Below are 24,511 nucleotides of genomic sequence, written 5' to 3'. Positions count from 1 at the left end.
CGTGAAACAAAGCAGCACACTTCGCGTCACAGCCCCGGCGCGCCCCACACCGGGAACCAGCGGCTCAGGTCCTTCTCGACGGTGAGATCGTCGGCGAGCAGGGACCGCATCTGGAGTTCTAGGGCGTTGTCCCGCTTCTCGCCGTCGCCGGGGAGCGGCGCGAAGGGATAGAACGTGCCGCGTTTGTAGAGGTACACCAGGGCGAGCGAGCGGTCGCGCTCGTCGCGGAAGCCGATCAGCGAGCAGAGCAGCTGCGGGCCGAAGCCGGCCTCCTGGAGCGAGGTATTGACCGCGTGCAGGTCGTTGACCAGGCCCGCGGTGTCCTCGGGGGCGTGCTGGGCGAGGAGCCAGGTGTACCCGTACTGGTCCTGGGTGTAGTCCACCGGCGGGCCGAGCAGCTGCCGCACATCGGCCTGGATGCGGGCGAACGCCCCGCCTTCGACGCTCGCGAAGCAGACCGAGCCCCGGCCCGTCGGCGTGAACCCCGTTGCCGCCTGCAGGGTGATCGCGGCGGAGGGCAGCGCGAAGAGCTGGTCGAGGTCCGGGCGTACCGGCTTGCTGCGGCCGAGGATCACATCCAGAAAACCCATCGAGTGGCTCCTAGGGGCTGAGGGAGAGGCGGGCAGCCGAGGGTTCCGGCCCGGTTCACGGCCGGCCCAGCTGGGCGGAGAGGCGGCCGAGCTGGTCCAGGCGCTGCTCCAGCGTCGGGTGCGAGGACAGCAGCTGGACTGCGTGCTCCTTGGAGAAGGCCGGGGCGAAGTAGAAGGCGTTGAACGGCTCGGCCCGGCGCAGGTCACGGGTGGGAATCCGGGCCATCTGCCCGGTGACCTTGGTGAGCGCGGCGGCCAGTGCGGACGGCCGTCCGGTGAGGAGCGCGGCGGCCCGGTCGGCGGACAGCTCGCGGTAACGGGACAGCAGCCGGGTGAGCAGGAAGCTGATGACGTACACCACCGCGCTGACGGCCGTGACGATCAGGATGGCGATGGCCGCGTTGTTGTCCCGGTTGCTGCGTCCCACCCCGCTCCAGAGCGCCGCCCGGGTGATGACCCCGGCCAGCACTCCCAGGAACGAGGCGATGGTCATCACCGCCACGTCGCGGTGTGCCACGTGCGACAGCTCGTGCGCGAGCACCCCCTCCAGCTCTTCGGGCTCCAGCCGGCGCAGCAGTCCGGTGGTGGCGCAGATCAGGGAATTCCGCTGGTTGCGCCCGGTGGCGAAGGCGTTCGGGATGTCACTGTCCGCGATGCAGACCTTGGGCTTGGGCATGTCGGCGAGCGCGCACAGCCGGTCGACGGCGCCGTGCAGCTCGGGCGCCTGCTCGGGGGTGACCTCGCGGGCGCCCATGCCGAACGCCGCGATGCGGTCGCTGAACCAGAACTGAGCGATGAAGAGGGCGCCCGTGATCACCAGCACGATCAGCCACGCGCCCTTGAGCAGCACCACCAGCGCGCCGACGACCACGACGTACAGCAGGCCGATGAAGAACATCGTCACGACCATGCGCGAGGTCAGCCCGCGGTCCGGGGCGAATCGGGTCTGAGCCATGGTGTCCTCCAGCCGGACGGCCCAGCCGGCCGTCCGTACGACGACGCCTCTGTCCCGATTCTCCCTCTTGATTCCTGTTCGGTTCCTCTTGGCGAGGCAAAGGGGCGGTGATCCCTACGGCGAACGGGCTCAGCCTGCCGCGAGCTGGGCCGGTGCCTCCGCCGCGATCCGCTCGAAGACCGACTGATCGGCCTCGAAGATCGTGCCCTTGATCGGCCAGTGCAGAACGAGCTCGTCGATGCCCAGCTCGGCATGGCGGCCGGCGAAGTCCACAAAGGCGTCGACCGAGTCCAGCGGCCGGTCCGGCGTGAAACCGGTCAGAAGGATCTTGGGCAGCTTCCCGGCGTCCCGTCCCTCCGCTTCGCAGGCCGCGCCCAGCCGCTCGATCTGCCCGGCGATCGCCGCCTGCGACTGCTCGGGGGTGCCCGAAGCGGACACCTTGGGGTCACCGGTGGTGACCCACGCCTGGCCGTACCGCGCCGCCAGCCGCAGGCCGCGCGGCCCGGTGGCGGCGACCGCGAACGGCAGCCGCGGCCGCTGCACGCACCCGGGGACGTTGCGCACCTCGTGCGCCTTGTAGTGCTCGCCCTCGTACGTGACGGCGTCCTCGGTGAGCAGCCGGTCCAGCAGGGCGACGAATTCGGCGAAGTGATCCGCGCGTTCGCGCGGCGTCCACGGCTCCTCGTCGCTGCCGAGCAGCGCATGCGCGTCGAAGCCGTTGCCGCCCGCGCCGATGCCGAGCGTGATCCGGCCGTCGCTGATGTCGTCCAGCGAGATCAGCTCCTTGGCGAGAGTGACCGGGTGCCGGAAGTTGGGCGAGGTGACGAGGGTGCCCAGGCGCAGTCGGGAGGTCGCGGCGGCGGCCGCGGTCAGCGTCGGCACGGCGCCGAACCACGGGCCGTCCCGGAAGGGGACCCGCCAGGACAGGTGGTCGTAGGTGTACGCGGCGTGGAAGCCCAGCTCCTCGGCGTGCTGCCACACCTCCCGCCCGCCTTCGGACCAGCGTCGTACGGGCAGAATCACGGTGCTCAGTAGCATGCTTCCGAGCCTACGGCTGGACGCGCCGACCGGCCCTGTCAAGCTCATGCGCGCGACCCAGCGCACGCCTGTGCGCGCATATGCGGGAAGATGGCCTCGTGACTGATGGCCCTGTGACAGACGATCCCTCCGCCGAGCCGCCGTTGTCATCCGCGCGGACGCCGGCATCCGAGGCGCCGCCGCCATCCGCTCCACCCCGGCCGCCCGAGCCACGGCCCGTCCCGGAGCCACCGCTGCCCGGCCGCCGCACCCGGCTGATCGCCACCGACCTCGACGGCACCCTGCTGCGCGACGACAAGACCGTCTCGGAACGGACGATCGCCGCGCTCGCCGCCGCCGAGGAGGCCGGTATCGAGGTCTTCTTCGTCACCGGCCGGCCGGCCCGCTGGATGGACGTGGTCAGCGACCATGTGCACGGCCACGGCCTGGCGATCTGCGCCAACGGCGCCGCCGTCGTCGACCTGCACCGCGGCCGCCGCATCGTCGAGGTGCGCGCGCTGCAGCGGGAGGCGGCGGTCGCCGTCGTGGAGGCGCTGCGCGTCGCGGCCCCGGGCACGTCGTTCGCCGTCGAACGCACCGGCGGCATTCACTACGAGCCGCAGTACCCGCCGTTCCACCTCGACCCGGGCGCGCTGATCGCCCCGGTGGAGAAGCTGCTCGGCGAGGAGTTCGAGAAGGCGGGCGAGCCCGTCCTGAAGGTCCTCGCGCACCACTCCGAGCTGGCCCCGGACGCGTTCCTCGCGCTGGCCCGCGAGGCCGCGGGGCACCTGGCGTCCTTCACCCGTTCCAGCCCCACCGCGCTCCTGGAGATCAGCGGCGCGGGCGTCAGCAAAGCCGGTACGCTCGCCCGCTGCTGTGCTGAACGAGGCATCACACCGGACGAGGTGGTGGCGTTCGGCGACATGCCGAACGACATCGAGATGCTGGCCTGGGCGGGCACGTCGTACGCCATGTCCAACGCGCACCCGGACGTGCTGGCCGCGACCACGCACCGCACGGCGGGCAACAACGAGGACGGCGTCGCCGCCATCATCGAACGCTTGATCGAGCGACTGCTGCGGGAGCGGACCCGCGGCTGACCGCCGCCCGAACCTCACACCCCTACGCCGCGCTTCCGCAGCCAGCGCAGGGGCTCGACGGCCGTGTCCACACCGGGGCCGCGCCGCACTTCGAAGTGCAGGTGCGGCCCTGTGGAGTTGCCGGTGTTCCCGGAAAGGGCGAGGGGCTGCCCGGCGCGTACCCGCTGCCCCGGACGCACCAGCACCGCGGACAGATGCGCGTACTGCGTGTACGTGTGCGCCCCGTGCCGCACCACGACGTTGATACCGAAGGGGCCGCCGCACTCCACGGTGGTCACCCGGCCCCGGCCCACGGACCGTACGGGCGTGCCTACAGGCACCGCGAAGTCCTGCCCCGTATGCCGGTGCGACCAGTGCGCGCCCGCGCCCCCGAACGAGGCCGACAGCGCGTACCCCGTCACCGGCCGGGTCCACCCCCGCGCGGACGGGGCGGCGGCCGCGAGGGCCCCGGCGGCCGAGGACACGCCCTCCGACGGCCCGCCACAGCTGCCGGCCGCCTCCGTACCGGACTCCGCCGCGCCCGCCACCAGCCGCCACAGCCGGCCGCGCGCCCGGTCCAGGCTGCGCCCGATGCGTTCCCGCTCCCCGGCCAGCCGCTGCTTCCGGGCGTCGAGCGCCCGCGTGCGGCCGGCCGCCGCCGCGCTCCCCGCGGCCAGGGCCCGGCTCGCGCGCAGCGCCGTACGCGCCTTGGCCGCCAGGGCGCGCTGCCGGTGCTCCGCCAGCCGGTGGGCCCGCAGCACCGCCTCGGGGGCGGCCGAGGTCAGCGTGCGCACGGCGAAGGACAGCCCGCTCCCGGTGCGGTACTGCTGGGCCGCGATCAGCCCGGCGGTACGGCGCAGCTCAGCGGCGGTGCGGCGCTCCCTGCGCAGCCGCTCGGTCAGCTGCCGGGCCCGGACCCGTTCGGCCCTGGCGGCCCGCAGCCCGTACTCGTACGACCGTCCTGCTCTGCCCGCCGCCACGCCGAGCCGCAGCACCTCCAGGCGCGCCCTGGCCAGCCGGGCGGACCGCCCGCGCCCCACGACGTGACCGGGCCCGCCGCTCTCGTACCGCGCACCGCCGCCCTGCGGCGCCACGGCCCCGCGCCGCGCCCCACGCTCGTGGCGGGCCGCACCGGCCGCCGGTACCGCGTTCGCCCGGTGCGCCGCGCCTCCCGGCCGCGCCGCCGGGCCTTCGTACGCGGTGGCAGCGGCGGCTGCGCCGACGGCCTCGCCGCCCGAAGGCAGCCCGCCGGGCAGCAGCCCGCCCAGCATGATCGTGAAGGCGCACACGACGGCACCGCGCCGGCGGGCCCGCGACCGGGCCGCCGGTGCCCGTCGCGGCGCGCGGGCCTCCTGACCGCACGACAGACCTGGATGCATGGGCCGATAGTTGCGCGATCAGGACGCCGGACCGCGGAGCGCGGTTCCGGCCCCGGACCGTAAGCCACCGAACGGAGCACAGCCGTCCGGCCACCTGGGGGAGCCGCCGGTCCGGCGCCTCGCCTTACAGCGGCGCCTCCCACGTCACCATCGTGCCCGCGCCCTCCTTGCCGAGCCCCGGCCCGTACGTACTGGACCCGCCCAGCGCCTCGGCCCGCCGCGCGAGGTTCTTCAGGCCGCTGCGCCGGCCGCCCTCCGGAATGCCCACGCCGTCGTCCGCGACGGTCAGCCGTACCGCGTCCCGCCCGTCCGGCAGCGTGGCCGTGGCGTCCACGACGACTTCGATCCGGGAGGCATGGGCGTGCCGGAAGGCGTTGGACAGCGCCTCCCGGAGCGCGGCGACCAGGTTCTTGCCGGTCGACTCACCGACCATGGCGTCCACCGGGCCGACGAAGTTCACCGACGGCTGGAAGCCCAGCGGCACCGCCGCCGTACCGATCTCGCGCAGTACCCGAGTACGCAGCCCCGAGGGTGCCTCGGCTGGCCCCTGCTGCAGGGCGAAGATGGCGGTGCGGATCTCCTGGATCGTCACGTCCAGCTCGTCCACGGCCTTGCCCACGCCCTGCCGCACCTCGGGCACCACGGCCCTGCGGGCCGCGCTCTCCAGCATCATCCCCGTGGCGAACAGCCGCTGGATGACCAGGTCGTGCAGGTCCCGGGCGATCCGGTCGCGGTCCTGGTAGACGGCCAGCCGCTCGCGGTCGCGCCGCGCGTCCGCGAGGACCAGCGCCAGCGCTGCCTGCGCGGCGAACTGCGCGGCCAGCGTGCGTTCCGCTGGGGTGAACTGCCGGGCGCCGCGCGCCCTGGGGGTGGCGAGGGTGCCGAGGACACGGCCGCCGCTCTTCAGGGGCAGCAGCATGCTGGGCCCGAAGTACGGCGCGACCTCGGTGACCATGCGGGGATCGGTCGCCGAGTCCTCGACGAACACCGGTTCGCCGGCGAGGAGGGTGGCGGTCACCGGGCTGTCGGGCGGGATCTGCGTGCCCATGAGACGGGCCGGGTCGTCCGCCGCGGCAGCCACGATCTCCAGCCCGCCGTCCTCCATCGGCAGCAGCACGATCCCGGCGGCGGAGTCCGCCAGCCGCCGAGCCTGTTCGGCGACGACCGCCAGCGACTCGTCCACGTCGCTCCCGGCGAGCAGCGCGGTGGTGACGGCGGCGGCGCCGTCGATCCAGGCCTCGCGCTGCCGGGCCGCCGCGTACATCCGGGCGTTGCCGATCGCGAGCCCCGCCTCCGTCGCGAGGACCCGCAGTGTGTGCAGGTCGCCCTCGCTGAACTCGCCGCCACCGCGCTTCTCCGTCAGGTAGAGGTTCCCGAAGATCTCCCCCTGGACCCGGATCGGCACCCCGAGGAACGTCCGCATCGGGGGATGCCCGGGCGGGAAGCCGGCCGCGCGCGGGTCCTGGGTGAGGTCGGCCAGGCGCAGTGGCCGGGGATCGTGGATGAGCGCGCCGAGCAGGCCCTTGTGGCCGTCGGGGAGCGCGCCGATGCGCCGGTGGTCCTCGGCGGTCACGCCGTACGTCACGAAGTCCGACAGGCCGTCCCGGGCCTGGTCGACGATGCCGATGGCCGCGTACCGGGCGTCGGCCAGCTCGGCCGCGGTCTCCACGATGCGGTCCAGGGTGACGTGCAGGTCCAGCCCGGCGCCGACGGTCCGCATGGCCTCCAGCAGACGCGGCAGCCGGGCGGTGATCTCGGGCGAGATCCCCTGGAGGCTGCGGGTGGCCTCCGTGGCCGCGTCCATCGTGTCGGCTTCGGCCCCCTGCACGGAGTCATCCGGCACGGTGTCCTCCGACACGGGGGCTTCCGGCACGGAGCCTTCCGCCGCCCCGGGTCCGTTCGATGGTCCTGCCGTGGCTGCCATGCTCCGAGCCTAATAAGTACCTTTTGTTGCGGAAAGTCGCGATTGGCGATCCGGGGTGGGCGACGGGGCGGGCCGGAGCGTGGCGCTACGGGAGGGGTGCGGGGCCGGTGCTACGGGAGGGGCGCGGCGCCCGCCCCCGCGGTGTACCGCGCGTCCGCCGCCCGCTCCCGATCCCGCATGCTGCGGAACGGGCCGTCGGCCGCTGCCAGTTCCTCGTACGGGCCGCGCTGCACCACGCGCCCCTCGTCGAGTACGAGGATCTGGTCGACCGCCTCCAGGCCCGCGAGCCGGTGCGTGATCAGCACCGTGGTCCGGCCGCTGGTCGCGTCCAGCAGGTCGGCCGTCAGCGCGTCGGCGGTGGCCAGGTCCAGATGCTCGGCCGGCTCGTCCAGCACGAGCACGGGGAAGTCGGCGAGCAGTGCGCGGGCCAGCGCCAGCCGCTGCCGCTGTCCGCCGGACAGCCGCGCGCCGTGCTCGCCGACCAGCGTGTCCAGACCCTCCGGCAGCCCGCGTACCCAGTCGGCGAGCCGGGCCCGCTCCAGCGCGTCCCACAGGTCGGCTTCCTCATCAGCAGGGGCGCGCGAAGCGCTCGTTGAGGGGAGTGGGGTCTCCCCTGCTCGAACGGAGTTAAGGGTTTGGGGAAGGTCGCGCGACGGGCGGGCAGTGCGGGCCAGCCGGAGGTTCTCGCGCACCGAGCTGTCGAAGAGGTGGGCGTCCTGCGCGCACAGCCCGACCAGCCGCCGTACCTCGTCGCCCGCCGCCTGCTGCGCGTCGACCCCGCCCAGCGTGTACGTACCGGCCTCGCGGTCCAGGAAGCGCAGCAGCACCTGCGCGAGGGTGGTCTTGCCCGAGCCGGACGGGCCGACCACCGCGATCCGGCGGCCGGGCGCGAGCGTGAAACCCACGCCGTCGAGCGCCGGCCGGTGCTGGCCGGGGTGCCGGGCCGTCAGCCCGCTCACGACCAGCGGGAACGGCGACTCCGGCAGCTCCTCGGGCGCGTCGGGCTCGCGCACCGGCGCCGGTGCGTCCAGCACCTCGAAGACCCGCTCGGCGGCGCGGCGGGTGCGCTGCCGGTACTGCACCGCGAGCGGCAGCCCGGCCACCGCCTCGAACGCGGCGAGCGGCGTCAGTACGACCACCGCCAGGCTCACGCCGCTCAGCCGTCCGTCGTGCACGGCCTGCACGCCGACGACCGCGGCGGCCGCGGCGGTCAGCCCGGTCAGCAGCGCGGTCAGCCCGGCGCCCGCACCGGCTGCCGCGGCGGACCGGGACGCGACCGCCGTGAGATCGCGGTCCGCACTGCGGGTGCCGGCCAGCCGCTCCCGCAGGGCGCCCGCGACGGTCAGTTCGGCCGTACCGGTGAGGAGGTCCACGACGCGTGCGGCGAGCGCGCCACGCGCCGGGGCCAGCCGCCGTTCGGCCAGCCGGGCCAGCGCGGCGGAGACCAGCGGCACGGCGACGCCCGCCAGCAGCAAGCCGGCGGCGAGCACCGCACCGGCCTCCGGCAGCAGCCAGGCGGTGAAGCCCGCCGAGCCGGCGCCGACCACGACGGCCGCGCCCACGGGCAGCAGCCAGCGCAGGAAGTAGTCCTGCCCGGCGTCCACATCGGCCACCAGCCGGGACAGCAGGTCGCCACGGCTGCGGTCGCGCAGGCCGGCGGGGGCGAGCTTCTCCAGCCGCCGGTAGACCGCCACCCGGACGTCCGCCAGCATCCGGAACACCGCGTCGTGCGCGACCAGTCGCTCGGCGTACCGGAAGACGGCCCGACCGATGCCGAACGCGCGGGTCGCCGTGACGGCGACCATCAGGTAGAGCACCGGGGGGTGCTGCGAGGCCCTTGAGATCAGCCAGCCGGAGGTGGCCATGAGGCCTACGGCGCTGCCCAGTGCGCAACTGCCCAGCAGTAGCGCGAGGGCGAAGCGGGAGCGGTGCGGGCTGGCCAGCGCCCGGAGTCGGGACAGAGGCCGGGTACGTGTCCCCGCCGTGGCGTCGTGGTCGGTGCCGGGCCCGGGGCTCCGGGGGTGGTCGTCGGACTGCTTCGCTTTACGCCCGGCGACCACCCCCTGCGCCCCGGTCCCCTCCGTCGTCCGGGCGGCCGCGGGTGCGTTGTGGTGGCCGGGCAGGTGAACCACCCGGTCGGCCGCCTGCAGCAGAGCTGGGCGGTGGGCTACGAGGAGGACTGTGCGGCCCTCGGACAGCCTGCGTACGGCTTCCACCACGGATTCCTCCGTCTCGCCGTCCAGGTTTGCCGTCGGCTCGTCCAGCAGGAGTACCGGGCGGTCGGCCAGGAACGCGCGGGCCAGTGCGAGGCGTTGGCGCTGGCCGGCGGAGAGGCCTGCGCCGGATTCGCCCAGGCGGGTGTCCGGGCCGTCGGGGAGGGCGTCGACGAAGTCGAGCGCACCGGCGTCGCGCAGTGCGGCCCGTACCGCCGTGTCGTCCGCGTCCGGGCGGGCCAGCCGTACGTTCTCGGCGACGGTGCCGGCGAAGAGGTAGGGGTGCTGCGGGACCCAGGCGACGCGGCGGCGCCAGCTGTCGGGCGCGAGCGTGGCGAGGTCCACGCCGTCGACCAGCACGCGCCCGGCCGCGGGCGTCGTGAAGCCGAGCAGGACATTGAGCAGGGTGGTCTTGCCGGCGCCGGACGGTCCCGTGAGCGCCACCGTCTCCCCTGCCGCCACCTCGAACGAGGTCTCCGGCAGGGAGGGTTCGGTGCGCCCGGAGTGGCGTACGACCAGGCCGTCCACGGTGATTCCGGTGCCGTCTGGTGCCTCGCGCGTCCCGTCCTGCCCGGTCGTTTCGGTCTCCAGTACGGCGAAGATCTCCTCGGCGGCCGCCAGGCCCTCGGCCGCCGCGTGGTACTGCGCGCCCACCTGCCGCAGCGGCAGGTACGCCTCGGGCGCCAGGATCAGCACCATCAGACCGGTGAAGAGGTCGATTTCACCGCTGACCAGGCGGAAGCCGATGCCGACCGCGACCAGTGCGACGGAGATCGTGGAGAGGAGCTCCAGGGCGAAGGAGGACAGGAAGGCGATGCGCAGGGTGCGCAGCGTGGCCCGGCGGTACTCGCCGGTGATGGTGCGGATGGCCGCCGCCTGGGCCTTGGCCCGGCCGAAGACCTTGAGCGTGGGGAGGCCCGCGACGACGTCGAGGAAGTGCCCGGACAGCCGGGTCAGCAGCTTCCACTGCCGGTCCATCCGCGATTGAGTCGCCCAGCCGATGAGGACCATGAACAACGGGATGAGGGGGAGCGTGACGACGATGGTCGCGGCGGAGATCCAGTCACCGGTGACGATACGGACGAGCACGGCGACGGGGACGACGACGGCGAGACCGAGCTGCGGGAGGTACCGCGCGAAGTAGTCGTCGAGTGCGTCGATGCCGCGGGTGGCGAGGGTCGTGAGCTCGCCCGTGCGCTGAGTGCCGAGCCACGACGGGCCCAGCCCGGTGGCCTTCTCCAGCAGCCGGGTGCGGAGCTCGGACTTGACCGCGGCGCTCGCCCGGTGCGCGGCCAGCTCGGTCAGCCAGGAGACGAGCCCCCGGCCGACCGAGACCAGCGCGAGCAGCAGGACCGGTGTGGTCAGGTCGTCGAGCGGGAGATCGCGCTGGAACGCCCCGACGACGACCTCGGCGATGAGCATCGCCTGGCCGATGACCAGGCCGGCCCCGGCAAGCCCGAGCACCACTACCGCGGCAAGGAAGAAACGGGTGGCGCGGGCGTACCGAAGCAGGCGCGGGTCGATCGGTTTCACGTGAAACATCCGTCCTGACGTGCGTAACGGAAGGGGATCAGTGCGCGTCGGCGATGTGCTGGGTACCGATGCGCTTGCGGAACACCCAGTACGTCCAGGCCTGGTAGAGCATCACGAGCGGGGCCGCGATGACTGCGCACCAGGTGATGATCTTCAGGGTGTACGGACTGGACGCGGCGTTGCTGACCGTGAGGTTCCAGCTCTCGTTCAGCGAGGACGGCATGACGTTCGGGAAGAGCGTCAGGAACAGCATCGCGACCAGGGCCGCGATGCTGACGCCGGAGAAGGCGAAGGACCAGCCCTCCCGCCCGAACATGTTGGCCACCAGCGCGGCGAGCAGCGCGACCGCCGCCACGATCAGCGCGACCAGGCTCTTGCCGTCGCCCTTGTCGATCTGCGTCCAGACCATGAAGACGAGCGCCAGCCCCATGGCGATCATGCCGAGGAACGAGGCCGTCACGCGTGCCCGCTCCCGGATGGGGCCCAGCGTCTTCAGCGAGGCGAAGACCGCGCCGTGGAAAGTGAACAGCGCCAGCATGGCCAGCCCGCCGAGGATCGCGTACGGGTTCAGCAGATCGAGCAGGGACCCGGCGTAGTTCTTGTCGGCGTCGATCTTCACGCCGCCCACCATGTTGCCGAAGATGACGCCCCACAGCACCGGCGGGAGCAGCGAGGTCCAGAAGATCGCGTTCTCCCAGTTGTTCTGCCAGCGCTCCTCGTCCCGCTTGTGGCGGTACTCGAAGGCCACTCCGCGCACGATGAGGCAGAGCAGGATCAGCAGCGTCAGCAGGTAGAAGCCCGAGAAGAGCGTGGCGTACCACTCGGGGAAGGCCGCGAAGGTCGCGCCCACCGCGGAGATCAGCCAGACCTCGTTACCGTCCCAGACCGGGCCGATGGTGTTGATGAGGACCCGCCGCTCGCGCCGGTCACGGGCGAGCAGCTTGGTGAGGACGCCGATCCCGAAGTCGAATCCTTCGAGGAAGAAGTACCCGGTCCACAGGAAGGCGATGAGGACGAACCAGAGATCGTGAAGGTGCACAGCTGCCTCCTAGTACGAGAAGGCCATCGGCCGGTCGGCGTCGTCGCTGTCGTTGCCGCCGATCTTCGTGGGCGGATTGAGGTCGGACTCCGACAGCTCCTGCGGTCCGGCCTTGACGTACTTGACGAGCAGCTTGACCTCGACGACGGCGAGGATCGCGTACAGCGTGGTGAAGACGGCCATCGAAGTGATCACCTCGCCCTGGGAGACGCCGGGGGAGACCGCGTCGGAGGTGCGCATCACGCCGTAGACCACCCAGGGCTGACGGCCCATCTCGGTGAAGATCCAGCCCCAGGAGCTGGCGATCAGCGGGAAGCCGATGGTGACCACGGCGAGCCGCCAGGCCCACTTGGCCAGCCCGTCCCCGAGCGCCTTGTCCTTGGTCAGCGCGAGATGCGGTACCTCGTCCTCCCCCGTCCGCAGCCGTTGCGAGAGCCAGAACTTCTTGCGGGTGAGCCAGAGGCCGGCCACGCCGAGGGCGAAGGAGGCCATGCCGAAGCCGATCATCCAGCGGAAGCCCCAGTAGGCGACCGGAATGTTGGGCCGGTAGTCACCGGGCCCGTACTTCTCCTGCTCGGCCTTGTTCACGTCGTTGATGCCGGGCACGTAGGAGGAGAAGTCGTCGTGGGAGAGGAAGGAGAGCAGACCGGGGATCTCGACCTCGACGGTGTTGTGCCCCTTGGCCACGTCTCCGTAGGCGAAGACCGAGAAGGGCGCGGGCGCCTGCCCGTCCCACAGCGCCTCGGCCGAGGCCATCTTCATCGGCTGCTGCTTGAACATGACCTTGCCCAGCAGGTCGCCGCTGACGGCGGTCAGCAGACCGGAGACGACCAGCGTCACCAGGCCGAGCCGCAGCGACGTCCGCATGACCTTGATGTGCTTCTTGCGCATCAGGTGGAAAGCGGCGATGCCGACGATGAAGGCGCCGCCCGCGAGGAACGCGGCCGTGAGCGTGTGGAAGACGACGACCAGGGTGGTGTCCTGCGTCAGCACCTTCCAGAAGTCGGTCAACTCCGCGCGGCCGGTGGCCTTGTTGAGCTTGTAGCCGGTGGGGTGCTGCATCCAGGAGTTGGCCGCGAGGATGAAGTACGCCGACAGGATCGTGCCGATCGAGACCATCCACATGCAGAAGCAGTGGATCTTCTTGGGCAGCTTGTCCCAGCCGAAGATCCAGAGGCCGATGAAGGTGGACTCGAAGAAGAACGCGATGAGGGCTTCGAACGCGAGCGGGGCACCGAAGACATCACCGACGAAGCGCGAGTAGTCGGACCAGTTCATGCCGAACTGGAACTCCTGGACGATGCCGGTGACGACACCCATCGCGATGTTGATCAGGAAGAGCTTGCCCCAGAACTTGGTCGCCTTGAGGTAGCGCTCCTTGCCCGTGCGGACCCACGCCGTCTCCAGTCCTGCCACCAAGGCGGCGAGAGAGATCGTCAAGGGCACGAAGAGGAAGTGATAGACGGTCGTGATGCCGAATTGCCATCGCGCCAGAGTCTCTGGCGCCAACGCCAGTTCCACGTCGATGTCTCCTTACGGTCGCCGTTCTCGCCACGCCTCTGCACCTTTTGTCCCACATAAAGGCGGACATAAGGGGAGGCGCTTGTGAACGCGTTCACATTCACAAGCAATTATCTCCCATGACTTTCGGACAGCTCTCGTGGGGGGTACGTGACTACGGTCACGTGGTATTCCGTGGCCGGGGAATCCCTGATACGGCCTGACCGTAGCGGCCTGGAGGAGCCGTTAGTGAACGTGTACACGCCGAAATCCGTCGGCACCCCTTCCACTCTTCTTCAACATATTGTTGAATTCGGCGCCATGCAGATACGCATCTCATGGCCCGCGGGACACCTGACCGCCACTCTGGCGGACACGCCGACCGCCGCCGCCCTGGAAGACGCGCTCCCGCTGAGCTCCACCGCCCACACCTGGGGCGAGGAGGTCTACTTCACGACCCCCGTCTCGCCTGCCCGGGAGGCCGACGCGCAGCAGGTCGTCGACCCCGGCACGGTGGCGTTCTGGACCGACGGCGACGCCCTGGCCCTGCCGTACGGGCCGACACCCATCTCCCGCGGGGACGAGTGCCGCCTGGCCTCCCCCTGCAACCTGCTCGGCAGCATCGACGGCGACCCGCGCCGGCTCGCCACGGTCCGCGACGGTGACCCGATCCGGGTCGAGCGCGTCTGAGACACAGCCTCCGGACACGGAAAAGGCGGGTGGCCGCGGCCCCTGAGGACCGCGGCCACCCGCCGCACACACGCTTCCGCGGCTCACAGCTCCTTGCGGAAGGCCTCCGCCGCCTGCAGGAAGATGTCGTTGCCCGCGGTCTCGCCGATCGAGACCCGCACGCCCTCGCCCGCGAACGGCCGGATCACGGCGCCCGCCTGCTCACAGGCGCGCGCGAAGTCCACCGTGCGCTCCCCCAGCCGCAGCCACACGAAGTTCGCCTGCGACTCGGGCACTGTCCAGCCCTGCTCGGCCAGCGCCCCGGCCACCCGGGTCCGCTCGGCCACCAGCGCGTCCACCCGCTCCAGCAGCGCCTCCTCGCTCCGCAGCGAGGCCACCGCCGCCTCCTGCGCGAGCTGGCTCACGCCGAACGGCACCGCCGTCTTGCGCAGCGCCGCCGCGACCGGTTCGTGCGCGATAGCGAAGCCGACCCGCAGCCCGGCGAGCCCGTACGCCTTGGAGAAGGTCCGCAGCACGCAGACGTTCGGGCGGTCGCGGTACAGGTCGATGCCGTCCGGCACGTCGGCGTCACGGATGAACTCGCGGTACGCCTCGTCCAGCACGATCAGCACGTCCGAGGGCACGGCGTCGAGGAAACGCTCCAGCTCCGCGCGGCGCACCACGGTGCCGGTGGGGTTGTTCGGGTTGCACACGAAGATCAGCCGAGTCCGCTCGGTGACCGCGGCGAGCATCGCGTCGAGGTCGTGCACCTCGTTCTCGTCCAGCGGGACCTGCACGGACGTGGCGCCGGAGACCTGGGTGATGATCGGGTACGCCTCGAAGGAGCGCCAGGCGTAGATCACCTCGTCGCCCGGCCCGGCCGTCGCCTGGATCAGCTGCTGGGCCACGCCCACCGAGCCGGTGCCGGTCGCCAGGTGCTCGGCGGGCACGCCGAACCGCTCCGCCAGCTCCGCCATCAGGCCGGTGCAGGCCATGTCCGGGTAACGGTTGAAGGCCCCGGCCGCGGCCACCGCACTCTCCAGGACGCCCGGCAGCGGCGGGTAGGGGTTCTCGTTGGAGGACAGCTTGTACGCCACCGGGCCGTCCGCCGCGGCCGGCTTCCCGGGCTTGTAGGTGGGAACGCCGTCCAGCGCCGCACGCAGCTTCGGGGTCTTCTCGCTCACCGCAGGTCCTCCTCGACCGTCCCGCTCGTCACCAATACTGCACACCTTATGAGGATTGAGCCGCGCGGCGTAGGGGCTTCCGCCCTCGGTCCTTCTCCTGGGCATGCGCACGTCATATACCCGCGACATGCCCAGCTCAGGGCGTAAGGCCTTTGCGGAGCGCCTCCCGCTCTGTCACGCGCCGGTGGCTCACGCCGTGGCGCGCATCACCCGTGAAGGTGACTTGAGACCTCTTCGATACCTGGCGCAATGTGCAGGTCAACGGTATCGATCAGCGAGCAGAATCATGCTCTGACCTCCAACGTCCTTCCATTCAAAGGAGATTGACGGGCTTTCGGCATGCAGAAACGTGCCTTTCGACTGCGCATAAGGAAGCCCCGCGATGGCCCCCTCCGAGCCCTACTATCGGCTCGCCATGACAGCAGCAGGGAAGCACCAGGTGAGCCGGTCGACCGGACGCCGGTTGGGGCGGGCAGGCATCCGGGACGTGGCCGCCGCAGCCGGTGTCTCCATCACGACTGTCTCCGACGCGCTCAACGGCAAGGGCCGGCTTCCGGACGCCACCCGTCGCCACGTCCGCGAGGTGGCCGACCGGTTGGGCTACCGCCCCTCCGCAGCCGCCCGCACGCTCCGTACAGGCAAGTCAGGGCTGATCGGCCTGACCGTCACGACGTACGGGGATGAACCTTTCACCTTCACCGAGTTCGCGTACTTCGCCGAGATGGCGCGCGCCGCCACCTCCGCCGCACTGGCCCGTGGCTATGCCCTGGTCATCCTGCCCGCGACCTCCCGTCACGACGTCTGGTCCAACGTCGCCCTGGACGGCACGGTCGTCATCGACCCCGCCGACGGCGATCCGGTCGTCACCGAGCTCGTCCGGCACGGCATCCCCGTCGTCTCCGACGGCCGTCCGGGCGGCACCCTCCCCGTCACCGGCTGGGTCGACAACGACCACGAAGCAGCCGTCCTCGGCCTCCTCGACCACCTCGCCGACGCCGGCGCCCGCCGCATCGGCCTCCTCACGGGCACCACCACCGACACCTACACCCGTCTGTCCACCACCGCCTACCTCCAGTGGTGCGAGCGGGTCGGCCAGGACCCGGTCTACGAGTCCTATCCCGCGCACGACCCGTGTGCGGGCGCCGTCGCCGCCGACCGACTGCTGGCCCGCCCGGACCGCCCGGACGCGGTCTACGGCCTCTTCGACCCGAACGGCACCGACCTCCTCGCCGCCGCACGCCGCTACGGTCTCCGGGTCCCGGACGACCTCCTGCTCGTGTGCTGCAGCGAATCCACCGTCTACGCCAGCACCGAACCGCCCATCACGACCCTCTCCCTCAAACCCCGGCGCATCGGTACCGCCGTCGTCCAGCTCCTCATCGACGCCATCGAAGGGCTCGACAGCGGGCGACCCGTCGAGCAGGTGATACCGACCGACCTGATCGTGCGCACCTCGTCCCAACGGAGGTCCCCACGTACGACGGTCAGCCCACCGCGCGGCCCGTCCGGCGACTGAGCATTCCGCCGGACGGCCACGGCCGCGAGGGGAAAAACAGGGCGAAGCCGGGAGAAAACAGCAGCGAACGCCGGGCTCAGAACGATTGACCACCCCCTGGTGCGTCACAAGCCGCGAGCGGCGTTCCTATGATGGGCGCACGACACCACGGACCGCCGTCGACCAGGCAAGGTCCGCGAGGTGCACGGCGGCGCGACGGTGGAGGGGTCGATGACTCAGGGGGCCGGTCTGGGACCCATGGTGCGGACCATGGCGGCACAACCTCCTGCGCCCGTTCCTCCTGGAACACCGGGGGCCGCACCGAACGGCCCCGCGCAGGAGGCGTACGCCCCCCAGGACGCGTACGCCCCGCAGGACGGGTCCGCGCCGCCGGAGCAGTACGCCCCGCACGACGGGTACGTGCCGCACCCCCGCCAGGCCCCTCAGGACGGGTACGTCCCGCCGCAGCCCGTACCGGCTCCCCAGGACGGGCAGGCAGCACCTCAGGAGCGTCTCGACCCCGAGGTCCGCGTGCGCACCAGGGCGCGGCCGTACGCCCGCCTCACCTACGGCACCGGCGCACAGGCCCCGACGCCGCCGGACCAGCTGCCCGCCGACTACACCCCCACCGAGCGGGACCTCCCCGTGGTCGGGCCGGACGGCACCCCCGTCACGTACACCGACACCCTGGTCGACCACCCCGCCCTCCACCTCCAGCAGGTCGGCGAGGGCGAGGCGGGCGGCCCGCTGTACGTCGTCGGTGACGTGCACGGCTACTACGACGAGCTGCGTGCCGCGCTGTTCGCCGAGGGCCTGATCGACACCGAGGGCCACTGGGCGGCGGGCAACGCCCGGCTGTGGTTCCTCGGCGACTTCACCGACCGCGGCCCGGACGGCATCGGCGTGATCGACCTGGTCATGCAGCTGTCCGCCGAGGCCGCGGCGGCCGGCGGCTACTGCAAGGCCCTCATGGGCAACCACGAACTGCTGCTGCTCGGCGCCAAGCGGTTCGGCGACACCCCCGTGCTGTCCGGCGCCGGCACCGCCTCCTTCCAGGCCGCCTGGCTGCTCAACGGCGGCCAGAAGACCGACATGGACCGCCTCCAGGACCACCACCTGCAGTGGATGGCCCGGCTGGACGCCATGACGCAGGAGGACGGGCACCTCCTGGTGCACTCCGACACCACCGCGTACCTCGACTACGGCGACTCCATCGAGGCGGTCAACGACGCCGTCCACGACGTGCTCACCCGCAGCGACGCCAACGAGGTCTGGGACCTCTTCCGCAAACTGACCAAGCGGTTCGCGTTCCGCGACGAGTCCGGCCCGCAGGCCGTGCTGGAGCTGATCGGCACGTACGGCGGCGAGCGCATCGTCCACGGGCACAGCCCCATCCCGTACCTCCTCGGCGAGGTGGGCACCGAGGACGGCGAGGGCGAGGGCGTCGCCGTCGAGGAGCCGCACGTGTACGCCGACGGGCTCGCGGTCGCCATGGACGGCGGCGTCACGATGGCCGGAAAGCTGCTGGTCGTTCAGCTCCCCCTGACTGCCTGACTCGTATCGGGGCATGGGTACCGCAGGCCGGTAACCGGCCGGGCGGGGGCTGAGCGTGGCCACAGTAGACGGGCCGGGGGGCGGCCGGGGAAGGCTTGTCACGGGCGGAGCGAATTTCCGAAATCCTCTGTCACGCCGGACAGGGCGCGCTCTACCATCGGTCTATCCGTAGCAGGCTCTCCTCCGTTTCCCGCCAACTGCCCGGTTCATACCGGCCCGTACGGCCCTACGGAGCATCGGGGGATGCACATGAACAGCGCTCCGCACCTGCTGAACGAGGACCGCGAGGAATTCCGGCGGGCCCTCGACGAGGCTCTGCGCGCCGCGGCCGACCGCCCGGATCTCGCCGCGACGGGCATGCGCCTCAACACTGAGCAGCTGCGCACCATGGCGCTCAGCGCCACGACCGCCATCGCCGCGTGCGCGACGGCCGAATACCAGCATTACGTCTCGCTGCGCGCGGAGTTGCGCTCGCCCGCATCCGCGCGCCCGGCCACGGCCGGTACCGAAGCGGGCGAGGGCGGTGGGAACGGCGCGGGCGGCGCCGGCGTCAACCTCGCCGCGATGGGCGAGGCCGCCGAGGCCACGGGTGCCGGGCTGGCCGCGATGGTCACGGTCCTCGCGCCCGTCCTGGCGGGCATCGCCGCGGTCCTCTTCCTCCTCATCGGCTACGCCCTGCACACCGTCAGCCCCGACGAGGCGCTGGCGCAGCCGCTGATCAGCGTCGGCTGGGCGTTCGCCGGCCTGACCGCGGCGACGATCCTCATCGCGATGGGGGGCCTGCTCGTCACCGCGGTCCGGAACGGCTCCACGTCCCTGCGCGCCTCCCGCCCGAGCGAGCTCGCCCAGGAGGTCGACCGCGCCCGGGAGAAGTGGCGCGAGGCCCTCCTCGAACGCGGCCTGCGTCCGTTCCTCCTGGAGGCCCTGACGGCACCGGAAGCGCCGCCGGGCCCGCACCCCGGCTCCTCCGCGGAGAAGCCCGCGAGCCCGCCGCCGGGCACGCCGGCCGCCCCGGCCGGCGCCGCCGACCGTGCGCCCGGTACGGCCCCGGCGGCCGGTCCCGGCGACACGGCCGCCCCCGGCTCGCCGGCCGGCGAGCCCGCCGACGGCGACACCGACAGAAATCCGCCCGCGCCCTCGTCGCCCGCGGCGCCCGAAGCCGCCGGCCGCTTCGTCGTCCACCGCACCTCGGACGTCGGCCGCATGCCGCCGCTCGGCTACACCCATCCGCGCTTCTCCGGCCCGGAGGGCGATCACCGCGCCGCCGTCCGCCCCCGCTTCACCAGCCCCGACTTCACCAGCCCGGACTACGGCGGCCCGGACCACCAGCCGGAGTGAGCCACGGCGGGCTCCGACGGCGCGGGTGCTGCCGCGCCACCCGACGGCTGTGGCAGAACGGCGCCGAGGGGCCCCGGCACGTGCCGGGGCCCCTCGGCGGACGGGCGGTGCGCGGTGTCCGCGCTCAGGTCACTCCGCGATCGGCAGGTACACCCGGTTGCCCGCTGCCGCGAACTCCTTGGACTTCTCGGCCATGCCCGCTTCGGGGTCGATCGCCAGGTCACCGCCGTGTTCGCGGCGGATGTCCTGGGAGATCTTCATCGAGCAGAACTTCGGGCCGCACATGGAGCAGAAGTGCGCGGTCTTGGCCGGCTCGGCGGGGAGCGTCTCGTCGTGGAACGCGCGGGCGGTGTCCGGATCGAGGGCCAGGTTGAACTGGTCCTCCCAGCGGAACTCGAAGCGCGCGTCGGAGAGGGCGTCGTCCCACTCCTGGGCGCCCGGGTGGCCCTTCGCCAGGTCGGCCGCGTGTGCCGCGATCTTGTACGTGATGACACCGGTCTTCACGTCGTCGCGATCGGGCAGGCCCAGGTGCTCCTTGGGCGTGACGTAGCAGAGCATCGCCGTGCCCCACCAAGCGATCATCGCGGCGCCGATACCGGAGGTGATGTGGTCGTACGCGGGCGCGATGTCGGTGGTCAGCGGGCCGAGCGTGTAGAACGGCGCCTCCTCGCAGATCTCCTGCTGGAGGTCGATGTTCTCCTTGATCTTGTGCATCGGGACGTGTCCCGGGCCCTCGATCATGGTCTGCACGCCGTGTGCCTTGGCGATCGTGTTCAGCTCACCGAGCGTCTTCAGCTCGGCGAACTGCGCCTCGTCGTTGGCGTCCGCGATGGAACCGGGGCGCAGCCCGTCGCCGAGGGAGAACGTCACGTCGTACGACGAGAGGATGTCGCAGAGCTCTTCGAAGTTCTCGTAGAGGAACGACTCCTTGTGGTGCGCCAGGCACCAGGCCGCCATGATCGAACCGCCGCGGGAGACGATGCCGGTCTTGCGGCGGGCGGTGAGCGGTACGTACCGCAGCAGCACGCCGGCATGGACCGTCATGTAGTCGACGCCCTGTTCGGCCTGCTCGATGACGGTGTCCTTGTAGATCTCCCAGGTCAGGTCCTCGGCTTTGCCGTCGACCTTCTCCAGTGCCTGGTAGAGGGGGACGGTGCCGATCGGGACGGGGGAGTTGCGCAGCACCCACTCGCGGGTGGTGTGGATGTTGCGTCCTGTGGAGAGGTCCATGACCGTGTCGGCGCCCCAGCGGGTCGCCCAGGTCATCTTCTCCACCTCCTCCTCGATGGAGGAGGTCACCGCGGAGTTGCCGATGTTGGCGTTGACCTTCACCAGGAAGTTCTTGCCGATGATCATCGGCTCGATCTCCGGGTGGTTGACGTTGGCCGGCAACACCGCGCGGCCCGCCGCGATTTCGTCCCGTACGAACTCGGGCGTGCAGTTCTCGCGGACCGCGACGTACTCCATCTCCGCGGTGATCTCGCCGCGCTGCGCGTACGCGAGCTGCGAGACGGCGCCGTCGCGGGCCCGGCGTGGCTGCCGGGGCCGGCCGGGGAAGACCGCGTCGAGGTTCTTCAGGCCGCCGCGCGGCGAGGTGTGCTTGAGGCCGTCGTCCTCCGGACGCATCGGCCGGCCCGCGTACTCCTCGGTGTCGCCGCGGGCGATGATCCAATTCTCCCGCAGCGGCGCGAGGCCACGGCGGACGTCGGTTTCGATCTGGGGGTCGGTGTACGGCCCTGACGTGTCGTAGAGCGTCACGTGCTCGCCATTGGTGAGGTGCACCCTCCGGACCGGCACCCGCAGGTCGGGGCGCGAACCGGAGATGTAGCCCTTGTGCCAGCCGATCTGCTGCGTCTCGGCAGCCTCGTCGGTGGCATCGCCCGCGGGCTTCGCCCGTTCATCGGACACAGAGGGCGTGCGTGCATCCTGCAGAGTCATTGAAGACCCACTCCCTACGCCGGCATTACCCGGTAACAGGTTCGGCGGTCGACGCAGCGGTTTCCGTCTGCTGAGGTTTCACGTGAAACCTCGCTGGGACGGAGATCAGCGCCCTCTCAGCCCGGTGCTCCGAGCTCCCGCGATTGCAAAGGTGCCACCACGGTAGCGGCCGATGCCGCGTGGTGAACAGGGGGCCCGGTGAGTTGTTGGATGATCGGGCGGTGACCTCCAACGAGCCCGAGCACCAGCCGCACGGCCATTCCCCCGCGTCCGGGGCCCCGCAAGGACACGGCCACAGCCATGGACACGGCCACGGCCCCGCGGCCCCCGTGTCCCGGCACCTGCGCAAGGTCATCGCCGCTGTACTGATCCCGTTCGCCCTGGCAGTGGGCGTGGGGCTGATCGCCCTGTGGCCCGGCGGCGCGCCCTCGCACAAGCCGTCCGGGGTGGGTTTCGACCAGGAGACCCAGACCGCGCGTGTCGTCCGCCTGACGAAGGTGAACTGCGCGGACGTCAACGCCCAGCAGCAGCAACAGATGCAACAGCAACAGCAGCCGTCGGGCCCGTCCGGCGGTGGGCAGCAGCAGGCGCAGAGCTGTGAGCAGGCGACCATCGAGGTCACCAGCGGCAAGGACACCGGGCACCGCTTCAAGACCGTGGTGACGCCGGACGCCTCACGCCGCTACACCGAGGGCCAGGGCGTCGTGGTGGCGTACGCGCCCAAGGCGCCGCGGAACCTTCAGTACTCCGTGACCGACGTGGACCGCTCGTTCCCGATGTGGGTACTGGCAGCGGTGTTCGCCCTGGCGGTGGTGGTCGTCGGCCGACTGCGCGGAATCCTGGCGCTGATTGCGCTGGCGGCGAGCTTCGCGGTGCTCACGGTGTTCATCCTGCCCGCCATCCTGCAAGGGTCGAATCCGTTGCTCGTGGCGGTGATCGGAGGCAGCGCGATCATGCTCATCGCGCTGTACCTGTGCCACGGGCTGACCGCACGGACATCGGTCGCGGTGCTCGGCACGCTCGCGTCGCTGCTGCTGATCGGCCTGCTGGGGTCGGTCTTCATCGGCTGGGGACAGCTGACGGGCAACACCGACGACCAGACGGGCCTCGTGCACAGCCTCTTCCCCGGCATCGAGATCCGCGGTCTGCTGCTGGCGGGGATCATCATCGGTTCACTGGGCGTGCTGGACGATGTGACGGTCACCCAGACGGCGGCCGTGTGGGAACTGCGGGACGCCGACCCGACGGCGAGCCGGCGGCGGATCTACGGCGCGGCGATGCGCATCGGCCGGGACCACATCGCGTCGGTGGTGAACACGCTGGTGCTGGCGTACGCGGGCGCGGCCCTGCCGCTTCTGCTGCTGTTCTCGATCGCGCGGAGCAGTGTCGGTACGGTCGCCACCAGCGAGGTGGTGGCCGAGGAGATCGTCCGCACACTGGTGGGCAGCATCGGGCTCGTCGCGTCCGTACCGCTGACGACGCTGCTGGCGGTGCTGGTGGTCTCGGCGGACCGCACCGGTGCGGTCGGGCGGCAGACGGAGTCCGGCCGGGCAGCCGGCCCGGGCCCCGGGCAGCCGGGCAGCAGGCGCGGCGGCCGGGGCCGCCGCCGCAAGCGCTGACCGGCCCGGACCGGCGGTCAGCCCGCTTGCCGGGCGTTCGCGAGGATCCGGTCCAGCTCCGCGTCGAGCGTGCCGCAGACCTGCTCCTGGCCGAGCGGGACCAGCCGGTCCGTACGGTCCAGGAAGGCGACGATCGGCGCCGCGCCGACGCGGAAGAGCGCCTGCTCGGCGCCCACCTGAAGGCTGACGAAGACGTCGCTGAGGTGCGCGCCCGAAACCGGCGCCACGTGGATGTCTCCCTCGCCGGCCGGCCGGCTCAGGCCGTCCAGGAGGAGTTCCCGGCTGAACGCCCAGGTGACCGGGGTGTCGCCGGGGAGATCGAACGTGAAGCGCACGGCGTAGGGATCGGCGCTGTCGAAATCCAGCTCCACCGGGATCCGGAAGGCGAGCTCCTCGGAGACGATGAAGCTCATCATCACTTCTGCCTGAACTGTCTGGCTCATCAACCACTGCCCCGCACTACTTGATCGAAGTGGCCGGTAATGATCCGCCGACCGCTATTGACGCCATCGTCGACCAGTTGCCGACAGATCACAAGGAGTAATTTTTCAGATACTGATAGAGAAGGCCAGCGTCATAAGGGTCGACTCTGCCATCCTCTGTACCTTTTCGGTTACGGACGACAGTCGATCGCCCTCACCTGCGGGGAGGGAAATCGCCACCGTGGCCGCCGCCGAACCGACGTGAATGGGAATTGCCGCACAGACGGTGCCCACGGCATATTCCTCCCGTTCGACGGCGAGTTGGGACTTACGCACCGTATCCAAACGGTGCAGCAGATGATCTTCACTGCGCACGGAATGCGGCGTGAGCGACTGGACTTGATAGCGCGCCAAGTGGTCTTTCCGCGCCTCCTCGTCGAGTTGGGCGAGCAGGCACTGGCCTATCGCGTGCGCGTGAGCGGTCGTACGGAAGTCCGCCCACTCGTCCACCGGCGGCCGGTCGGGATCGTCGCTCACCGCCACGACCTCCACCTCGCCCGCTCGGTACACCGCGAAGTAGACCGCGGCGCCCACTTCCCGGCCCATGTCCGAGAGCGCGTCGGAGATCCGGGCGTGCCGCCGGCGGCGGGCCCCCGCCCTGCTGATCAGCTCGGCGGCCTCACCGAGGACGAACACCCCGTTCTCCCGCTGGAGATAGCCCTCGTGGGTCAGCGTGCGCAGCAGGTGGTACGTGGTCGGCAGGGGATAACCGGTCTCTCTGGCCAGCTGCTTGGCGGGGGCACCGCGTGGATGCGCGGCCACCGCCTCCAGCAGACGGAGCGCCCGCTGCACGGAGCCGATCAGGGTCGGGGGAGTCGTGGATGCGTCGTTCGCGATCACCAAGACCAACCCCCAGGACAGGTCGCCGGAGCCGGGGCCCCGGGCCCGGGCCCCGCGCCCGTGCCGCGTGCGCTCCCCGGAAGCCCGTACGTTCCGCCCGGCAACAGCCGGACATTCCGTAACGCCGGCATCCGGAAGATGCCCCGCGTCCGCACTCTAACGT

18 protein-coding genes and 1 riboswitch are annotated in these 24,511 nt (G+C 71.5%); of the genes, 6 read left to right on the top strand and 12 right to left on the bottom strand.

What is annotated here, in order from left to right:
- Window positions 1–26: 26 nt before the first annotated feature.
- The 3 genes from ACIGQF_RS30585 to ACIGQF_RS30575 form a co-directional block, all read right to left on the bottom strand.
- Complete coding sequence (locus ACIGQF_RS30585; protein ID WP_399716846.1) at window positions 27–590, bottom strand: hypothetical protein; 564 nt, start codon at window positions 588–590, stop codon at window positions 27–29.
- A gap of 55 nt (window positions 591–645) precedes the next feature.
- Window positions 646–1,545: a zinc metalloprotease HtpX gene (gene htpX, locus ACIGQF_RS30580; protein WP_399716843.1), complete on the bottom strand. Its 900-nt coding sequence runs from the start codon at window positions 1,543–1,545 to the stop codon at window positions 646–648.
- A 129-nt stretch (window positions 1,546–1,674) separates the two neighbouring features.
- A complete protein-coding gene (locus tag ACIGQF_RS30575; RefSeq protein WP_399716841.1) occupies window positions 1,675–2,583 on the bottom strand; it encodes an LLM class flavin-dependent oxidoreductase in 909 nt (302 codons plus the stop codon).
- 113 nt (window positions 2,584–2,696) lie between these two features.
- Between ACIGQF_RS30575 and ACIGQF_RS30570 the strand changes: the two genes are divergently transcribed.
- Window positions 2,697–3,662 carry a Cof-type HAD-IIB family hydrolase gene (locus ACIGQF_RS30570; protein WP_399716839.1) on the top strand — a complete coding sequence of 322 codons (966 nt, stop codon included), beginning with the start codon at window positions 2,697–2,699 and terminating at the stop codon, window positions 3,660–3,662.
- 14 nt (window positions 3,663–3,676) lie between these two features.
- Here the strand turns inward: ACIGQF_RS30570 and ACIGQF_RS30565 are convergent, their stop codons facing one another.
- From ACIGQF_RS30565 to ACIGQF_RS30545, 5 genes are all read right to left on the bottom strand, one after another.
- Window positions 3,677–5,020, bottom strand: a complete 1,344-nt coding sequence (locus ACIGQF_RS30565) for a M23 family metallopeptidase (RefSeq protein WP_399716836.1) — start codon at window positions 5,018–5,020, stop codon at window positions 3,677–3,679.
- Window positions 5,021–5,144: 124 nt separating this feature from the next.
- Window positions 5,145–6,824, bottom strand: a complete 1,680-nt coding sequence (locus ACIGQF_RS30560; protein WP_399717168.1) for a GAF domain-containing protein — start codon at window positions 6,822–6,824, stop codon at window positions 5,145–5,147.
- Between the two features lie 230 nt (window positions 6,825–7,054).
- Window positions 7,055–10,699: a thiol reductant ABC exporter subunit CydD gene (gene cydD / locus ACIGQF_RS30555; protein WP_399716833.1), complete on the bottom strand. Its 3,645-nt coding sequence runs from the start codon at window positions 10,697–10,699 to the stop codon at window positions 7,055–7,057.
- 28 nt (window positions 10,700–10,727) lie between these two features.
- The gene (gene cydB / locus ACIGQF_RS30550) at window positions 10,728–11,729 is read right to left on the bottom strand and encodes a cytochrome d ubiquinol oxidase subunit II (protein ID WP_399716830.1); all 1,002 of its coding nucleotides are present in this window, start codon (window positions 11,727–11,729) and stop codon (window positions 10,728–10,730) included.
- A gap of 9 nt (window positions 11,730–11,738) precedes the next feature.
- Entirely contained in the window at window positions 11,739–13,250 is a 1,512-nt protein-coding gene (locus ACIGQF_RS30545) for a cytochrome ubiquinol oxidase subunit I (RefSeq protein WP_399716827.1), read from the bottom strand.
- Window positions 13,251–13,550: 300 nt separating this feature from the next.
- Here ACIGQF_RS30545 and ACIGQF_RS30540 point away from each other — a divergent pair, with 300 nt between their 5' ends.
- On the top strand, window positions 13,551–13,919 hold the full coding sequence (locus ACIGQF_RS30540; RefSeq protein ID WP_399716824.1) for a cyclophilin-like fold protein: 369 nt from the start codon (window positions 13,551–13,553) through the stop codon (window positions 13,917–13,919).
- A gap of 83 nt (window positions 13,920–14,002) precedes the next feature.
- Here ACIGQF_RS30540 and hisC read toward each other — a convergent pair whose 3' ends face one another.
- Window positions 14,003–15,082, bottom strand: coding sequence for a histidinol-phosphate transaminase (hisC, locus tag ACIGQF_RS30535; protein WP_399716822.1), 1,080 nt, complete (start codon window positions 15,080–15,082; stop codon window positions 14,003–14,005).
- A 415-nt stretch (window positions 15,083–15,497) separates the two neighbouring features.
- Between hisC and ACIGQF_RS30530 the strand changes: the two genes are divergently transcribed.
- The 3 genes from ACIGQF_RS30530 (at window position 15,498) to ACIGQF_RS30520 (ending at window position 19,469) form a co-directional block, all read left to right on the top strand.
- Complete coding sequence (locus tag ACIGQF_RS30530) at window positions 15,498–16,598, top strand: LacI family DNA-binding transcriptional regulator (RefSeq protein ID WP_399716818.1); 1,101 nt, start codon at window positions 15,498–15,500, stop codon at window positions 16,596–16,598.
- A 249-nt stretch (window positions 16,599–16,847) separates the two neighbouring features.
- Complete coding sequence (locus ACIGQF_RS30525; protein ID WP_399716816.1) at window positions 16,848–18,131, top strand: metallophosphoesterase; 1,284 nt, start codon at window positions 16,848–16,850, stop codon at window positions 18,129–18,131.
- A 243-nt stretch (window positions 18,132–18,374) separates the two neighbouring features.
- The gene (locus ACIGQF_RS30520) at window positions 18,375–19,469 is read left to right on the top strand and encodes a hypothetical protein (RefSeq protein ID WP_399716813.1); all 1,095 of its coding nucleotides are present in this window, start codon (window positions 18,375–18,377) and stop codon (window positions 19,467–19,469) included.
- A gap of 129 nt (window positions 19,470–19,598) precedes the next feature.
- Here ACIGQF_RS30520 and thiC read toward each other — a convergent pair whose 3' ends face one another.
- The gene (thiC, locus tag ACIGQF_RS30515; protein WP_399716810.1) at window positions 19,599–21,407 is read right to left on the bottom strand and encodes a phosphomethylpyrimidine synthase ThiC; all 1,809 of its coding nucleotides are present in this window, start codon (window positions 21,405–21,407) and stop codon (window positions 19,599–19,601) included.
- A riboswitch (TPP riboswitch) is annotated at window positions 21,402–21,558 on the bottom strand. It overlaps the preceding gene by 6 nt.
- 70 nt (window positions 21,559–21,628) lie before the next feature.
- Here thiC and ACIGQF_RS30510 point away from each other — a divergent pair.
- Entirely contained in the window at window positions 21,629–23,026 is a 1,398-nt protein-coding gene (locus ACIGQF_RS30510; RefSeq protein WP_399716807.1) for a YibE/F family protein, read from the top strand.
- A 17-nt stretch (window positions 23,027–23,043) separates the two neighbouring features.
- On the opposite strand, the gene ACIGQF_RS30505 is transcribed toward ACIGQF_RS30510, so the two are convergent.
- A complete protein-coding gene (locus ACIGQF_RS30505) occupies window positions 23,044–23,469 on the bottom strand; it encodes an SsgA family sporulation/cell division regulator (protein WP_346096119.1) in 426 nt (141 codons plus the stop codon).
- Window positions 23,470–23,574: 105 nt separating this feature from the next.
- Window positions 23,575–24,345: an IclR family transcriptional regulator gene (locus ACIGQF_RS30500; RefSeq protein WP_399717165.1), complete on the bottom strand. Its 771-nt coding sequence runs from the start codon at window positions 24,343–24,345 to the stop codon at window positions 23,575–23,577.
- Window positions 24,346–24,511: the final 166 nt, after the last annotated feature.

Source organism: Streptomyces sp. NPDC053560 (assembly GCF_044544605.1).
Classification (GTDB): domain Bacteria; phylum Actinomycetota; class Actinomycetes; order Streptomycetales; family Streptomycetaceae; genus Streptomyces.
The sequence above is the reverse complement of the archived record's forward strand: the minus strand, read 5'-3'. Positions and strand labels throughout refer to the sequence as shown.

Excerpts from the sequence above, each read along its gene's own strand:
- ACIGQF_RS30585 (WP_399716846.1), bottom strand. The coding sequence starts at position 590 with ATGGGTTTTCTGGATGTGATCCTCGGCCGCAGCAAGCCGGTACGCCCG.
- htpX (WP_399716843.1), bottom strand. The coding sequence starts at position 1,545 with ATGGCTCAGACCCGATTCGCCCCGGACCGCGGGCTGACCTCGCGCATG.
- ACIGQF_RS30575 (WP_399716841.1), bottom strand. The coding sequence starts at position 2,583 with ATGCTACTGAGCACCGTGATTCTGCCCGTACGACGCTGGTCCGAAGGC.
- ACIGQF_RS30565 (WP_399716836.1), bottom strand. The coding sequence starts at position 5,020 with ATGCATCCAGGTCTGTCGTGCGGTCAGGAGGCCCGCGCGCCGCGACGG.
- ACIGQF_RS30560 (WP_399717168.1), bottom strand. The coding sequence starts at position 6,824 with ATGGACGCGGCCACGGAGGCCACCCGCAGCCTCCAGGGGATCTCGCCC.
- cydD (WP_399716833.1), bottom strand. The coding sequence starts at position 10,699 with ATGTTTCACGTGAAACCGATCGACCCGCGCCTGCTTCGGTACGCCCGC.
- ACIGQF_RS30540 (WP_399716824.1), top strand. The coding sequence starts at position 13,551 with ATGCAGATACGCATCTCATGGCCCGCGGGACACCTGACCGCCACTCTG.
- ACIGQF_RS30530 (WP_399716818.1), top strand. The coding sequence starts at position 15,498 with ATGACAGCAGCAGGGAAGCACCAGGTGAGCCGGTCGACCGGACGCCGG.
- ACIGQF_RS30525 (WP_399716816.1), top strand. The coding sequence starts at position 16,848 with ATGGCGGCACAACCTCCTGCGCCCGTTCCTCCTGGAACACCGGGGGCC.
- ACIGQF_RS30520 (WP_399716813.1), top strand. The coding sequence starts at position 18,375 with ATGCACATGAACAGCGCTCCGCACCTGCTGAACGAGGACCGCGAGGAA.
- thiC (WP_399716810.1), bottom strand. The coding sequence starts at position 21,407 with ATGACTCTGCAGGATGCACGCACGCCCTCTGTGTCCGATGAACGGGCG.
- ACIGQF_RS30505 (WP_346096119.1), bottom strand. The coding sequence starts at position 23,469 with ATGAGCCAGACAGTTCAGGCAGAAGTGATGATGAGCTTCATCGTCTCC.